The 16009-nt window shown below is 72.3% G+C and carries 10 protein-coding genes; 8 read left to right on the plus strand and 2 right to left on the minus strand.

What is annotated here, in order from left to right; translation table 11 throughout:
- The first annotated feature begins 53 nt into the window (after positions 1–53).
- The 5 genes from ABIA35_RS22065 (at position 54) to ABIA35_RS22085 (ending at position 8978) form a co-directional block, all read left to right on the plus strand.
- Entirely contained in the window at positions 54–1157 is a 1104-nt protein-coding gene (locus ABIA35_RS22065; RefSeq protein ID WP_370359138.1) for a serine/threonine-protein kinase, read from the plus strand.
- Between the two features lie 393 nt (positions 1158–1550).
- A complete protein-coding gene (locus ABIA35_RS22070; RefSeq protein WP_370344140.1) occupies positions 1551–2816 on the plus strand; it encodes a hypothetical protein in 1266 nt (421 codons plus the stop codon).
- Positions 2813–5005 (plus strand): tetratricopeptide repeat protein, encoded by a 2193-nt coding sequence (locus ABIA35_RS22075; protein ID WP_370359139.1) that lies wholly within the window; start codon positions 2813–2815, stop codon positions 5003–5005. Before ABIA35_RS22070 ends, ABIA35_RS22075 begins: the two co-directional genes overlap by 4 nt.
- Positions 5002–5652: a flavin reductase family protein gene (locus ABIA35_RS22080; RefSeq protein ID WP_370359140.1), complete on the plus strand. Its 651-nt coding sequence runs from the start codon at positions 5002–5004 to the stop codon at positions 5650–5652. Before ABIA35_RS22075 ends, ABIA35_RS22080 begins: the two co-directional genes overlap by 4 nt.
- Positions 5653–5786: 134 nt before the next feature.
- Entirely contained in the window at positions 5787–8978 is a 3192-nt protein-coding gene (locus ABIA35_RS22085) for a BTAD domain-containing putative transcriptional regulator (protein ID WP_370359141.1), read from the plus strand.
- Positions 8979–9082: 104 nt separating this feature from the next.
- Here ABIA35_RS22085 and ABIA35_RS22090 read toward each other — a convergent pair whose 3' ends face one another.
- The gene (locus tag ABIA35_RS22090; RefSeq protein WP_370359142.1) at positions 9083–11983 is read right to left on the minus strand and encodes an AAA family ATPase; all 2901 of its coding nucleotides are present in this window, start codon (positions 11981–11983) and stop codon (positions 9083–9085) included.
- Between the two features lie 80 nt (positions 11984–12063).
- On the opposite strand from ABIA35_RS22090, the gene ABIA35_RS22095 reads away from it, so the two are divergent.
- From ABIA35_RS22095 to ABIA35_RS22105, 3 genes are all read left to right on the plus strand, one after another.
- Entirely contained in the window at positions 12064–12753 is a 690-nt protein-coding gene (locus ABIA35_RS22095) for a FadR/GntR family transcriptional regulator (RefSeq protein WP_370359143.1), read from the plus strand.
- A 19-nt stretch (positions 12754–12772) separates the two neighbouring features.
- Positions 12773–13573: an MFS transporter gene (locus ABIA35_RS22100; RefSeq protein ID WP_370359144.1), complete on the plus strand. Its 801-nt coding sequence runs from the start codon at positions 12773–12775 to the stop codon at positions 13571–13573.
- 419 nt (positions 13574–13992) lie between these two features.
- The gene (locus ABIA35_RS22105; RefSeq protein ID WP_370359145.1) at positions 13993–15138 is read left to right on the plus strand and encodes a peptidase S8; all 1146 of its coding nucleotides are present in this window, start codon (positions 13993–13995) and stop codon (positions 15136–15138) included.
- Positions 15139–15253: 115 nt separating this feature from the next.
- Here the strand turns inward: ABIA35_RS22105 and ABIA35_RS22110 are convergent.
- A partial coding sequence (locus tag ABIA35_RS22110; protein WP_370359146.1) for an ABC transporter permease occupies positions 15254–16009 on the minus strand: 756 nt, incomplete at its 5' end.

Raw genomic sequence — 16009 nt, forward strand, 5'->3', positions numbered from 1 at the left:
CCCGCTGGACGGCGCCGGAATCCCGGCACCGGAGCCGACAAGGGGAGACATCTGTGGCGGATGAGCCGAGCGCTTCGATACCCGGATACCGCGACCTGGTGGCGATCGGGCGCGGTGGGTCGAGTGTCGTGTACCGGGCCTGGCAGGAGAGGTTCGAGCGCCACGTCGCCGTCAAGGTGCTGTCCGGGGAGTTCGACGATGCCGCCTCGCGGCGCTTCGTCCGGGAGATGCGGCTGACCGGCCGGCTGACCGGGCACCCGCACGTCGTGACGGCGCTGGACGCCGGCACCACGGCCTCGGGGCAGCCGTTCATGGCCACCGACCTGTACGAGCAGGGATCGTTGCAGGACCGTCTGAACGCCTCCGGTCCGTTGCCGGCCGTCGAGGCCGCCGCCATCGGGGCGAAGATCGCCGGAGCGCTGACCGACGCGCACGCCCTGGGCATCGTGCACCGCGACGTGAAGCCCAGCAACATCCTGATATCGCGGTTCGGCGAGCCGGCGCTGGCCGACTTCGGCGTCGCGGTGGCGCCCGGATCCCCGTCCGGGATGACCAGCGGGAACGCCTTCACGCCGGTCCACGTCGCCCCCGAGACCATCGCCGGGGCCAAGCCCTCCCCGGCCGGGGACGTCTACTCCCTCGGCTCGACGCTCTACCACCTGCTGGCCGGCGAGCCGCCGTTCTTCCGGGCCGACAGCCCGGAGATCTTCGCTCTGCTGTTCCGCATCGTGAACGAGCCGCCACCGGAGCTGAACTGCCCGGAGCTACCCGCTCTTCTGACGGTCATCCGGGCCGCCATGGCGAAGCATCCGGCGGCTCGGCCCGGTACCGCGCAGCTCACCTGGAAACTCAGGGAGCTGATCCTGCCCGACGGATGGGCGCACGCCCAGCCGGTGGGACGCCCTTCACGGGACATCGACCTGCCGCCGTGGCTGACCTCGGGACCCGTGGCGGCCTCGGAACCGATGGCGGTCAGGCAAGAAGCGAGACCCACCTTGTCCATCGCGGCCGGAGAGCCGCATCCGCCGATGAACCTGCTCGAAGAGCAGCCGGCGGATCCCCCGCGCCGCCGCGCGGCGGTCCTCGTCGGCGCCGGGCTCGGCATCGGCATCGCCGGGCTGGCGCTCGTGCTGGCCGCGATCTTCGTGTCCTGGTGATCGGATCCTCGCACGCGCTTCATAGGGACCCGTCCGCTCCAATATGGGTACCCACTACCGATTCGTGCCGCCCTCCCGCCGATGAAACTGAGGTTCAGGGAGGGCGGCGCTCTTCGAGGCCGGATCGGCCGCGAGACCGAGTACAGCTCCTGTCCCTGCGCTACCGCGATCCGGCACCCGCCGAACGCGTCTCACCACTCATTGGGAGAGGGGTAGAACCATGCAGAAGATGTCGATCCGCAAGGCCGGCACCATCCGTCTGACGACGGCCTGCTACTACGGCACCTGCTACGCCGCCTAGTAGACATCGGGGCCGGGCGCCTTTTTCCAAGGCGCCCGGCCCTGCGCTTTCCCTCGGTCCAATGAGTCCCCTGAATCAGAAAGGCAGGCATCATGAGCACGAGTGCTCCCGATCTTCCGGTCATCCTCCGCCTGCACCGGCTCACGATGGTGCCCGAGGACGACGGGGTGATGGTCGGCCGGCCGGACACCGCCTCGTACGCGATGTTCCCCGAGGAGGGGGCCGAGGCGCTGCGAATGCTGGCCTCCGGCATGCCGGTGGCCGACATGGCCGTGTGGTTCGAGCAGGCCACGGGTACGCCGCTGGACGTCGAGGACTTCCTGGAGGTGCTCGGCGAGCTGGGATTCCTGCTCGGCGAGGACGAGTCGGAGGAGCCGGCCGACAAGCCGGTGCGCTGGCAGCGGCTCGGGAAGTGGGTCTATTCGGCTCCCGCGTGGGCGATCTACGCCGCGCTGGTCGTCGGCGGGCTGGCCGCGATGGCCGTCCACCCGGACCTGCGGCCGTCCTACCGCAACGTGTTCTTCACCAGTTACGTCTCCGTGGTCCCGATCGTGATGCTGGCCGCCGCGATGAGCTGCATCTTCGTCCACGAATCGGCGCACGCCCTGGCCGGGCGGCGTCTGGGCCTGCCCTCCACGCTCGGCGTCGGACGGCGGCTGTACTTCCTGGTGTTCGAGACCCGGCTCGACTCGCTGTTCAGCGTGCCGCGCCGCAAGCGGTATCTGCCGTTCCTGGCCGGGATGCTGTCGGACGTCGTCCTGTGCACCGGCCTGACTCTGGCCTCGCTGGGCCTGGACCGCCCGGGTGTGCCCGCCTGGTGCCACAAACTGTGCCTGGCCGTGGCGTTCACCTGCGTGCTGCGGCTGATCTGGCAGTTCCTGTTCTACCTGCAGACAGACCTCTACTACGTCTTCACCAACGCCCTGCGCTGCACCGACCTGCAGAACGCCACCCGGTTCCGGGTGCAGAGCCGTATGCACGCGATCCTGCGGCGCGTCGGGCTGTCCGCGCTGTCCCGGCTGCTCACGCGCCGGAGCCAGCGCCGGGGACAGCTCGTCCAGGAAGACGAGTGGTCCGACCGCGACCGGGCGGTGGCGCGCTGGTACATGTGGCTCTTCCTGTCCGGCTACGCGTTCTCGCTGGCCAGCTTCGCCTGGGCCGGCATCCCGACGCTGTGGCGCTTCTGGTCCACGGTCTACGACCGGTTCACCAGCTCCGGCGTGGCGGCCTCGGCCCGCGTCGACGCCGCGGTGTTCGCCGCCTTCTCAGCCTTCGAATTCGGCCTGCTGGCCTATGTGTCCGTGCGGGACCGGCGTGCCCGGACCCGGAGCCTTCGACCCCAAGGAGCACAGTCATGACGGCTTCCCCTTCCCGGCACCAGTGGATCGGCACGGCACCGCTGAGCGACGCCGCCGGCACCCCGCTGCCGGTCCCCGCGCTCGACGTGTGGTGCCACCGGCGCCAGCGCGGCCCGTTCAGCGGCGGCGGCGACCTGATGCGGCAGCTCGTCCCGCAATTGCTGGAGCGCCATCCGCACATCGCCAAGGCCCGGATCACCGAGATCGCCGCGGTCGCCCCGGAGCTCGCCGAGGTCGGCGTGCTCGCGCCGCAGACGCTGACGAACACCGCCTCGCACAAGGAGCGCACCCGGTTCTACCCGGCGACCCGCGCCCTGCGCATCGCGCACGGCCTGGCCGAACTGCTCATGGAGTGGGCCCGCACCGAGCACCCCGACGGCCTGGTCATCGCCTTCCGGGACCTGGACCACGCCGACCCCACCGACCGCGACCTGGCGGCCGCGCTGCTGCGCCGCTGCGACCCGGCCGTGATCACGGTGATCGCCGAGGCCGACACCGCCGGGGAGGACCTGCTCGGGCGGGCGCTGGCCGCCCATGCCGAACGCAACTCCGGGGTTCTGGCCCCGCGGCCCGGGCCGGAGGCGTCCGGGGCCGACCAGGCGCAGCAGTACATCGACTCGGACGGCACCCTGCGCGTGCCGGAGGCCGTCGCGGCGTACGAGGCGCTTCCGGCGGACGAGCGCGCACGCCGCCACACGGCGCGCGCCGAGTACCTCGCCGAGAACGGGGACCAGACATACCGCTACGGCGCAATCCCCTTCCACGCCGAGCGCGGCGTGGACCCGGCGGGAGCCGGGCTGCGGGCCTGCTATGTGGCGGTCGACGAGCTGTTCAAGGTCGGCTTCTACGAGGCGGTGCTGGACCTGGCGCTGCGCGGGCGCGAACTGGTGGCCGACACCAAGCCCGAGGAGTACTACCGGCTGACGCACAAGGTCGGCGCGTGCCTGTCGTACCTGGACCGGGGTGCCGACGCGATCGCGTACCTGCACGAGGAGCGTCAGGGCACGATCGACCCGATCGTGCACATGAACGGCGCCTACCAGCTGGCGATGCTCTACACCCGGTTCCTGCCGAAGAAGGACCACGACGAGCCGGCCGCGATGGCCTGGGTCAACACCGCGCTGGCGCTGGCCGAGAACCAGCCCGACCCGACGCTGCGGGCCCTGTTCCGGGCGTTCATGCGCAACGCGCGGGCGCTGGTCGAGCTGCACAGCCGCAACGCCCAGGGCGCCCTGGACCTGGTCACCGAGGCGATGGAGATCACCGACGCCGAGTGCGGCCCGGACGAGCAGCTGCTGCACCGCTCGGTCCTGCTCTACAACCGCGCGCAGGTGCTGGGGGCGAACGGCGACTACGCCGGTTCGCTGCGGGACTACGACGACCTGATCGGCCGCGACCCGGAGTACGGCGACTACTACTTCGAGCGGGCCGCGCAGCGCCGCGCGTCGGGCGACCCGGACGGGGCGCTGGCCGACTACGCCGAGGCGATCCGGCTCAGCGCGCCGTTCTACGAGGCCCACTACAACCGCGCCGACCTGCTGCGCGAACTGGAGCGGGACGACGAGGCGATGCAGGACCTGGGCTACGCGCTGGAGCTGGAGCCGGACCACGTCGACTCGCTGGTGAACCGGTCGGACCTGCTGCTGAGCCTGGGCGAGGTGGAGCTGGCGCGCGCCGACATCGAGCACGGCCTGGCGGTCGAGCCGGAGAACGCGAACCTGCTGGCGGCCCAGGGGGCTTTGTTCGAGGCCTGCGACGATTCGCAGGGCGCGTTCGCCAGCTACACCGCGGCCCTGGACGCCGACCCGGAGCTGACCGTGGCGTGGGTGAACCGCGCGGTGCTGGCCTTCACCGCGGGCCGCCCGGCCGACGCGCTGGCCGACCTGGACGCCGCGATCGCCCTGGGCGACGACCCGGCGCTGCGCGCGAACCGCGCGATCGCCTTGCAGGACCTGGGCGAGCACGACCGGGCCCTGACCGACCTGGACGCGGCGCTGGCCGAGGCCGGCGACGACCCGGACCTGCTCTTCCGGCGCGGCGTGAGCCGCCAGGCGCTCGGCGACGCGGCCGGTGCCCGGGACGACTGGCGGGCGCACCTGGCGGCATACGGCGAGGAGTCGCCGTTCCTGGAGGAGATCCGCTCGCAGGCCCCGGAGATCGTGGCCCCGGTGGTCGTGAGCCTGCCATGACCACGGCCTCCGCCGCACATTCACCGCGCGGTGCCGTGGGCGGCGGGGCCGGCGTCGGTCGCGCGGGTGACGCCGCCGGCGGCTTGGGTGCCGTCGGCGGCGGGGCTGGTGCGGCTGGCGCGGCGAGCCTCAGCCGTGAAGCCGCCGCCGGCACCATCAGCGCCGCCGACGGCTTCGCCGCCGATCGGGAAGCAGTGCGCTCCGGCCTGCGCTGGCATGCCAAGGGGGTCGCCGTCATCACCGCGGGTGTGCACCAGCCGGTCGGCTTCGCCGCGACGTCGCTGGCCACCGTCTCCTTCGAGCCGCCGGTGCTGTCCTTCGCGGTGCGCAAGCGGTCGGCGTCCTGGCCGGTGCTGGCCGCCGAGGACCGGGTGATGGTGCATCTGCTCGCCGACGACCAGGCGGATCTGGCGCGGTTGTTCGGGGTCTCCGGCGGGGCGAAGTTCGCCGAGGGGATCCGGTGGAGCCGCGGGGCCGAGGGGTTGCCGGTCCTGGACGGGGCGCTGGCGTGGATCATGCTCACCGTCGTGCGGCGGCTGCACTTCGACGGGCACGCGATCGTGCTCGGGCGGATCACCGCGGTACGGGCCTCGGCCGGGCGCCGGCCGCTGATCCACCATGACGGTGCGTACGGCGCCCTGGCCTGAAACCCCGTTCAGGGTTAGTCCCCTGCATAGGGTCTCAGGGTTGTGTGAAAGCGGCGGACGGTAGAAGTTCCCCATAGGTTCACAGAACACCAGTTCTCGATCGTGTCGCCGTTCACCGGGGGGTGCAGGACACATTGGCCACCGACGAATACCGCGTCGAGCTGCTGGGACCGCCGAGGATCCAGGTGGCCGGGGAGGCGATCGACCTCGGCGGCCCGCGGCAGGAGAAGCTGCTGACCGTGCTGGTGCTCGAAGCCGACCGGGTCCTGCCGGTCGAGGCCCTGGTCGACGCGCTGTGGGACGAGGACCCGCCGGCGACGGCGCGGCGCCAGGTCCACAACGCGGTGTCCGAGCTCCGACGGCGCCTGGGCCCGGCGCGCGAGGTCGTGGTCAGCAACCGGTACGGCTACCGGGCCTGCGTGTCCGCCCGGAACGTCGACGTCCACCGCTTCCGGGAACTGGTCGCCGTCGCCGGGCGCGCCGCCTCCGACAAGCGCCCGGCCGAGGCGATCACGGCGTTCGACAGCGCGCTGGGCCTGTGGCGCGGGTCCGCGCTGGCCGGGATGGAGGGCCCTGCGATGCGGCTGGCCGCGGCCCGGCTGGAGGAAGAGCGGCTGTCCGCCCTCGAGCAGCTGGTCGGTCTGCGCCTGGACCAGGGCGGCGGCCCGGATTACGTGCCGGCCCTGCGTGAACTGGTCGCCGAGCACCCGTTCCGCGATCCGTTCCGCGGCCAGCTGATGCTGGCGCTGTACCGGTCGGGGCGGCAGGCGGAAGCCTTGGACGTCTACGAACGAGGCCGGGCCCAGCTGGCCGGCGATCTAGGGCTGGACATGCGGGCCGGCCTGCGACGGCTGCACGAGCTGATCCTGCGCAACGATCCGTCCCTGGACGCGCCCTGCCGCGCGGCGTCGGAACTGTCGATGCCGTCCGCGCCGGCAGCGTCCACCGCGTCGGCCCCCGCCCCGGCACCGCACAAGGCCGTCGTCACGCAGAACCTCCGCACCGAGCAGATCCGCACCACCCCGGGCGACAACTTCCTCCCCTGCCCGGTCCGCGACTTCGTCGGCCGCGAGGACGACCTCGAAGGGCTGACCCGGGCCCTGGTCGCCGACCCGGACAGCGCGGGCGTGGTGTGCCTGGACGGCATGGCCGGCGCCGGGAAGACAGCGCTGGCCCTGCAAGCCGCGCACCTCGTCGCCGACCGGTTCCCGGACGGGCAGTTCTTCGTCGACCTGCGCGCCCACTCGCCGGGCCAGGGACCGCTGCCGCCGGCCACGGCGCTGGACTGGCTGCTGCGCGCCGCCGGATACGGACCGGAGATCCCCGCCGACCCGGCGCAGCAGACGGCCGCCTGGCGCGCGCTGCTGGCCAAGCGCCGAGCCCTGGTGGTGCTGGACGACGCCCTGGACGCCCGCCAGATCAGGCCCCTGATTCCCGGTGCGGGCCGCTCGATGGTGCTGGTCACCAGCCGCAAACGGCTGCTCGACCTGGAAGCCGCGGACACGCACTCGCTGGACGTGCTGTCCGAACAGGATTCCGTGGCGCTGTTCACGCGCATCGTCGGGGACGCCCGGACACAGGCCGAACCCGCGGCCGTCGCCGACATCATCGTGTTCTGCGACCGCCTGCCGCTGGCGATCCGGATCGCCGCCTCGCGGCTGCGGCACCGGCCCGGATGGTCGGTGGCGGACATGGCCGACCGCCTGCGCGGCGGACCCGGCCTGACCGAACTGGTCGCCGGGGACCGCAGCGTGGCCGGCGCGTTCGAGGTCTCCTACCGCCGCCTCGGCCAGCCGGACCAGGACGTCTTCAGGGCCCTGAGTCTGCACCCCGGCCGGGACTTCGACGCCGCCGCCGCGGCCGCGCTGGCCGGCCTGCCGACCGACCGGGCCACGGCCTGCCTGGAACGCCTCGTCGACGTGAACCTGCTGGGCCAGGACCGTTTCGGACGCTACCGGCTGCCCGACCTGATCCGGCGGTACGCGGCGAGCAAGGCGCTGCGGTCGGATTGCCCGGAGCGGCGCGAGGCGGCGCTGGACCGGCTGCGCTCGCACTACCGGCGGCTCGCCGTGGCGGCGATGACGCTGGCCGACCCGGGCTCGGGCTTGTGGACCGAGATCTGGGGCCCGGCCGAGGAAACGCCGGCCGGCGCGCACACTGCGAACGACTCGAACAACACAAGCAACGCGCACACCCCACCCACCGCACACGCCCCGGACACCGGCGGCCTGCCCCGCACCGTCGACGACGTCGTCAGCCTGCTCCGGGACGAGCGCGCGAACCTGACGGCCGTCATCGGCCTGACCGCCTCGGGCCCGCACCCGGAACAGACCTGCCAGTTGGCCGTGGCGACCGCCTCACTGCTGGTCCACGGCGGCTACGCCCAGGAGGCCCTGCCCAGTCTGGAATTGGCGGTCCGCGACGCCACCGCGGCCGCGGACCTCAGAGGGCGGGCAGCGGCCCGACTGCACACCGGTCTGGCGCTGCGAACCCTGGGCCGGCATCAGGAAGCGGTCGAGGCGCTGAAGGCGGCGCTGGCGGAGTTCGACGCCCTCGGCGACCTGCAGGGGATGTCCCGAACGCTGCGCAACCTGGGCTGTGTCCACCACATGCGTGGCGACTTCGACAAGGCCCTGCACCACTACCAGCGGGCTTTGGAACTGGCCCGCAAGATCGGCGCGGGCCGCGACGAGGCGGCGGCGCTGGCGAACATCGGCTCGCTGCTGGGGTGCATGCACAAGCACGAGGAAGCGCTGTGGCACCACGAGCAGGCCCTGACCCGCAGCGAGGAACTCGCCAACCCCTACCTGCAAGTCATAGCCCTGACGAACATCGGCGTGGCACGGTCCAGGCTCGGCGACGGGGTCCACGCCCGCACCGCCCTGCACCGCGCCCTGGAACTGGCCGCGCGGATCGGCGCCCGGCACGTCGAGGGCGGCGTGTGCTGCTCGATCGCCGACCTGCTGCACCGCGACGGCGACCACGCCGGCGCGCTGCCGTGGGCGCGGCGGGCGCTGGCCGTGGCCGCGCAGAGCGACAACCCCATTCTGGAGAGCACCACCTGGAACCTCATCGGCAGGCTCCAGTTCGGACTCGGCCACCTGGCGGCGGCCCGCGCCAGCCATCTCAGGGCCCTGTCGTTGTGCCGGGACCGGGGCATCCGCTACGAGGAGGCCGTGGCCTGGGAAGGCCTGGCGGCGGTCGCCCGCGGCGACGGCGACTCCGAGGTCGCCGGCGACTACGCGGACCAAGCCGTCGCGATGTTCCACGACGCGGACTCCGACCGGGCCGCCGCCGTGCTGGCGGCGGCCCTGGCAGCGGGCTGATCAGCCCTGTAGCTCGTTCCCTGTAGCTCGTTCCCTGTAGCTCGTTCCCTGTAGCTGGTTCTCTGTAGCCCGTTCTCTGCAGCCCGTTCTATTCGGTCGCACCGTTACCCGAAGCGGACGCTCTCCGGTCCGGCCGGTCGCATCCCCAGGCGGGCCGCCGCGTCGGCCGCGTGCCGGCGAGAAGTCACGGCCAGCTTGGTCAGGACTGCCGCCACGTGGTGCTCCGCGGTGCGGGTCGACACGCTCAGGCGCTCGGCGATGGCGGCGTTGCTCAGCCCCGCGGACAACAACATCAGCACCTCCGCCTGCCGCGATGTCAGTCCGGCCGGGTGGTTGACCGACGCCGGGCGCGGCCCGCGCTGCACGACCAGTCCGCGGAACCGGCGCAGCCGACGCCGCAGCCGGCGCGCGAGAGGGTCGGCGCCCAACGCGCTGGACAGTTCCAGAGCCCGTGCCAGATCCTCGGGGAGGTCACTGCAAGCAAGAGCCTCGGCCTGCTCATAGCCGCAGCCCAGGAGAGCCCAGGCTTTCGCCGCCGTCTGGCAATCCCCTGCCAACAGCAGACGGTAGGGCTCGGCGAACCAACTGGCGACCGGCGCCGGCGTCCCGGCCCTGCGCAGCCACCAGGCCAGCTCGCCGGCGAACCACGGGTGGCGGGCGCGCCAGGCCTGGCCGAAGGCCGCCACCAGCCGGTCGACGCGCAGGGTCTCCCGGTCCGAGAGCCAGAAGTGTTCGGCTTCGGCGACCGTGGCCAGCACGACGGCCTGGAGCTCGCCCGCCGCCTCGGCGATCCGGACGGCCCGGTGGGCCGGTTCGCTCGCACCGGCCAAGCCCTGCCGGGCACGGAGCCGCGCGAGGGTGCTCAGCGCGGGAACGGCGGTCGGGCCGGTGAACCCGATCCGCTGGAGTGATTCCTCCGCGTCGCATAGCGCGCCATTCCAGTCGCCCCACTCAAGGCGGAGCCAGGAGCGCAGGGCGAGGAGTTGGCCGGAGTGGTGCGGCGGGGCGAGGGCGAGAACCGTCGGTTGCAGCGCGTCGTCGAGCACTGCGGCAGCGGCTGCGTGCTCACGGTGCACGATGTCATGGCCGGCCAGCATGGCGGCCGCGTGTCCGGCCTCGTCACCGAGCCCGTGCTCCAGCGCGATCAGCCAACCCCGAGCCACCTCGGACCGGCCGTCGGCCTCGCCTCCCGCGAGCTTCGCAGAACCCAGAGCTATCAACGCGGCGGACCCGGCTCGCGGATCGTCAGCGGTTTCGGCAGCCCGGATCGCCCGGTTGGCGGACTCGAGCGCCGACGCCGGATGCGGGACGAGCACCTCCAGGCGCGACAGCTCCGCATGCGCCAGCGCGAGCGCGGCCGCATTCCCAACCCTGTCAAGCAAATCGGCGGCCCGGCCGGCGGCTTCCCACGCGGCGGGCCGGTCCCCGACCAGCCAGAGCGCACGCGCCAGGCGACGCAGTGCCCGCCCGGCCCGGTCGGCCCGGTCGGCCCGGTCGGCGGCCTCCCAGGCCGAGACCGCGTCGCGTCCCGCCGCACACGCTTCCCTCAGGCGACCGCTCAGATAGGCCTGCTCGGCCAACGCGTCCAGCAGCTCGCCGCGACCCGCGTGATCGAGCGGATCGGTGTGCGCGAGCGCTGCCTCGTAGAGCCCGATCGCCGTCTCCGACGCCCCGCAGTCGGCGGCTTCCCGGGCGGCGTGCGGGGCATGGCGCCGGATCACGTCGTCGTCGTCGCAGCCGATCGCGTGGAAAACCAGGCGGGCAGCGGTGACGCCGGGCCGGTCCGGGTGGGCGACGAGAGCTCGCAGCAGGTCGCGGTGGAGCGCGCGGCGGGTGAACAGCGGCGTCAGATCGCGGACGACCTGCTTCAGGATCCCGTGCCGGAAGTCGATCCGGCCGGCCCTGCGCACGAGCAGCCCGGAGGCCAGGCACTCGTCCGCCGCCGCTTCGTCGCCGCCCTCCAGTGCCTCCAGCGTCCCCAGCGTCCCCAGCGTCCCCAGCGTCCCCAGCGTCCCCAGCGGTTCCAACGCTCCCGACGCTTCCAGCGTCTCCAGCAGCCACGGCTCCACGCCGTCCGGTGCGAGAGCGACGAGGTGTGCCACCTTCCGCGCAGCCGGCCGCAGCTCGGCCATGCGGGACGCGGCCAACGCGCCGAGCCGGGACGCGGCGTCCGGCATGCCCGATGCACCCGGCCCATCCGGTTCGGCCCCGCAGGCGAGGATCTCGTTCGCCAGCAACGGATTCCCGCCGCTGAGCCGGTACAGGCCCGGGTCCGGCCGTCCGGCGTCCCGCGCCAGCTCGGCCACGGCGAAGGGCGAGAGCAGGGGCACCGCGAGGTAGGTGACCGCGTGCGCCGGAACCGCCGCAAGCATCGCACTGAGCCGATGCCCCGGCGGCACCTGCTCGGTCCGGCAGGTCATGATGAACAGGGCCGGACATCGCTCCAACCGGCGCCCGATCGCGGTCAGCATGTCGACGGCGGCCTCGTCGGCCCATTGCAGGTCCTCCAGGACCACCACCAGCCCGCCGTGTTCCCGGGCCAAGCGGGCCAGGCCGTCCGCCAGGGCCATCGGATTCTTCGCGGCCTTCGCCTCCAGACCGGCCTGCCGGGCGAGGTCCCGCCACAGCGCCCGGCTCCGAGGGCGTCCGACCGCCGGATCGCAGCACCCTGCCAGGAAACGAACCCGCCCGCGGTGCCGGTCGGCAAAGCGGTGTATCAGGGTGCTCTTACCGATCCCGGCCTCGCCGGTCACCCAGGCGATCCGGCCGGCGTCGCGGCTGGCGGCCAGCAAGGCGTCCAGATCAGTGAGGATGGCCTCGCGTTCTACGGGTCCCAGTGGTGGCAGCGGTGCTAGCTTGAAAAGGGGCGGTGGCGGGGACGGCTCGAGTGCGCTCGGAGCAGACAGTGAAGTCACCACGCCACCGTGGCTCGGCACCCGCCGGGAATCGCACGACCCTGACATCGGTCGGACCTCGGTGACACTGGCGCGCCATCGGTCGTGCATCGTGAAGTGATGACGGGGCCTTGTCTGACTCTGGGACCCTCCCTTCTCCAAATGTCAGACATTCGGCTGCCATACAGATCATGGACGAGATCAAACCTCCCCAGCGCGTGGCGAGCCTGGCATCGCAGCTGGTGGCCAGCCTGCGCGAACTGATCGAGAGCGGCGAGTGGCCGGTCGGGATGCGGATCCCGCCCGAGCAGGTCCTCGTCGAGCAGCTGGGCGTCGGCCGGTCCGCGCTGCGCGAGGCGCTGGGTGCGCTCTCGCATCTGGGGCTGCTGGAAGCGCGGGTCGGCGACGGGACATACGTGCGCGCCTCCAGCGAGCTCCAGTCGGTGATGGTGCGGCGGGCGAGCGCGGGGCGGCGGGACGAGGTGCTCGAACTGCGTGCGGTCCTGGAGGAGTACGCCTCCGGGATCGCCGCGCTCCGGCGCAGCGAGGACGACGTCCGGCGGCTGCGGGAGCTCTCGGAGGTCATGGCGAAGGCCAGCACCCCCGACGACATGGCCGCGCTGGCGGGAGCGGACGGCACGTTCCACCGGACCGTGGTGCAGGCCAGCGGGAACAGTCTGCTGATCGAGGTCTACGACTACCTCGGCACCGCCCTGGCCTCGGCCCTCGGCGGCCTGCCCTGGTCCGACAGCGCCGCCGCGGAGCACGCCGAGCAGCACCGCCTTCTGGTCGACGCCATCGAGGCCCGCGACGAGGACGAGGCGCGCCGCGCCGCCGCGGCGATCGTCGGGCTCACCCGGAACCACCCCCCGGACCGCTAGGGGGAACGGAACGATGGACATGAGCACGACCACAAACGGGGGCACCGGCGCGGGCACGGACCTTTCAGTCCCGGCCCATATATCGCCGACCGCTTCCCTGGACCGCGATCACCCTGGTGGCCACGGCAACGACCCCGGCGGCGAGAACAGCCCCGACCGCCGAACCCGCCACGCGGTGGCGCCGAGCCTGCTGATCGGCATCGTCCTCGTCGCGGCGAACCTGCGCACCCCGCTCACCGGCGTCGGCGCGCTGCTGCCGACGATCCAGCACGGCAGCGGCCTGTCCGAGGGCTGGAGCGGCCTGCTCAACACCCTGCCACTGCTGACGTTCGCGGCGACCTCTCCGCTGGTCGCCCGGGCATCGCATCGGTTCGGCACGTCGCGGCTGCTGGCCGCCGCGCTCGCCGCGCTGGGCGCCTCGCTCGTCGTCGCCGCCGGCTTCGCGCTCCTGGCGCTGTCACCGTCGGCCTACCTGGCAGCCTGCACTCTGATGGGACTCGGCGGCGGCACGACGCTGGTGCTCGCGCTGACGTTCCAGAGCCAGCGCGCGGGCAGCGCCGGGGACGCGGCGGCACTGGCAGGCATGGCGCAGTCGATCGGTTACCTGGTCGCCGCCACCGGACCGCTCCCGCTCGGCATCCTGCACCACGGCGATCAGGGCTGGACGCTGCCGCTGTCGCTGCTCGTGGTGCTCAGTGTCCTCATGGCCCGGCACCGGATACGGAGCGGGACGCGACCGCCAGGTGCACGACTAGACCGGTCCGCCCGGGCCGAGCGACCAGGGGAAACGGTGAGCAACCCACGGATTCTCAGGGCCTGACAACACCGGGGTTCGCGACTCATGCCATTGACCCTCCGGGGCCGCGCTGCTACGTTCCGCTTAAATACGAACCCTGAATCGCTTGAGCCTCGGGCAACGCTCGGGCGAGGACCGGGGCCCGACCCTTTCTCTCAGGGTGGCGTATCCCCACATCACCGTCGATCCGCTGACGGTTTCCTCCGGGTCGCCCGGAAAGCATCGTGAGTCCTCCGGCCCGCCGGCGTGCCGGAAAACGGACGCGATGCCCCGGCGCGGCCCCCGACCTCGCCGCCGGACACCCGACACCGGTGTCGGACCGCCGCCCGAGCAAGCCCAGGCTCGCCCGGCCCGTCCGCGGCCGTTTCGAACTCGTCACACCGCACCGCGGCCCGGCCACCAGCCCGGTCGTCCCCACAGATCCGCCCACTCGGAGGATTTCAGTGACAGCTCGTATCAGGCTCCTGCTCTCCATGCTCGCCGCGCTCCTGCTGGCCATGGCCGTGCCCTCGTTCGCCGACGCGAACGCCTCGGTCGCGGCCACCACCTTCGCGCACCCGATGTTCGTGCCCGGGCACGCCGCGCCCGGCCTGCACCCGGACCTCGTGCCCTCCGGCTACGGACCGTCCGACCTGCAGTCCGCGTACAAGCTGCCCTCGGGCACCAACGGCGCGGGCCGGACCGTGGCCATCGTCGACGCCAACAACGACCCGACCGCCGAGGCCGACCTCGGCGTGTACCGGGCGCAGTACGGCCTGCCGGCGTGCACCACGGCCAACGGCTGCTTCAAGAAGGTGAACCAGACCGGCGGCACGAGCTACCCGCCGACCGACCCCGGCTGGGCCACGGAGATCTCGCTGGACCTGGACATGGTCTCGGCGGTCTGCCCCAAGTGCCACATCCTGCTGGTCGAGGCCACCTCGGCGTCCTACGCCAACCTGGGCGCGGCGGTGAACGAGGCGGCGGCGCTGCACGCCAGCACGATCTCCAACAGCTACGGCGGCGGCGACCTGGCCGACACCTCGGCCCCGTACTACAACCACCCCGGCATCATGATCACCGCCAGCTCCGGTGACGGCGGCTACGGCGTGGAGTTCCCGGCGTCCTCGCGCTACGTCACCGCGGTCGGCGGCACCACCCTGACCCGCGCCTCCAACTCACGCGGCTGGACCGAGTCCGCCTGGTCCGGCGCCGGCTCCGGCTGCTCGGCCTACAACCCGGCCCTGAGCGGCCAGGCCGGCTTCAACACCGGCTGCGCGCGGCGCGCCGTGGCCGACGTCTCGGCCGTGGCCGACCCGAACACCGGCGTCGCGGTCTACGACTCGACCCCGTACAACGGCAGCAGCGGCTGGCAGGTCTACGGCGGCACCTCGGTGGCCTCGCCGGTCATCGCCTCGGTGTACGCCCTGGCCGGCAACGCCGCGAGCATCAACAACAACTACCCTTACACCCACGACTCCGCGAGCACCTTCTTCGACGTCACGACCGGCTCCAACGGCTCGTGCTCGCCGACCCAGCTGTGCCACGCGCGCACGGGCTGGGACGGCCCGACGGGCCTGGGCACGCCGAACGGCGTCGGCGGGTTCTGATTCAGCGTGTTCTGATTCAGCGTGTTCTGATTCAAGCGGCAATCGCTGACGAACGATGAGCGGTGTGGTGGCGGCATCTGTGCCGCCACCACACCGCACGTGGCCGGGACCGCGTTCAAGCCAGCCCTCTGGCTTTGAGGACGCGCCGTTCCAAAGGGGCGAAGAGCAGTTGGTTGACCGTCACGCCGACGGCCAGGATGAGCACGATCGCCGCGAAGGCGCCGGACATGTCGTTGGCGTCCTGGGAGTTCTTCAACAGGAATCCCAGTGAGTGGCCCAGGCTCGCGGACTGGACGATGATTTCCGAGGCCAGAAGGGACCGCCAGGCGAAGGCCCAGCCTTGGCGCAGCCCGGCGATATAGCCGGGTAGAGCAGCCGGTAGGAGCACGTGCCGCACCGAGGCCAGTCCGCGGGCGCCGATGTTGTGGCCGACGCGCAGGTACAGCGGCGGTACCTGGTCCAGGCCGGACATGACACCGACGGAGATTGAGGGCACCGCGCCGAGTAGCACGACGGTGTAGAGCATGGCCGGGGTGGGGCCGAAGAACATCAGGGCCGGCGGGACCCAGGCGACTGAGGGCAGGGATTGCAGGCCGGACAGGATGGGTCCGAGGCCCGCGCGTACGGTTTTGAAGCGGCTGACCAGGATGCCGAGCGGGGTGCCGATGGCGACGGAGGCGCCGAAGCCGACGGCGCCGTGGGCGATGCTGTGACCGACGGCTCCCATGGCATCGCCTTGGGAGAAGGTGTCCTTCAGTGAGGAGAAGACTTCCGAAGGTCCGGGCAGCTTCCAGTCCGGCCAGATCTTCGCCGCGTAGAGGATCTGCCACACGGCCAGGATCAACGCGACGGCGATGATCGGCGGTAAGAC

Source organism: Catenulispora sp. MAP12-49 (assembly GCF_041262705.1).
GTDB lineage: Bacteria > Actinomycetota > Actinomycetes > Streptomycetales > Catenulisporaceae > Catenulispora.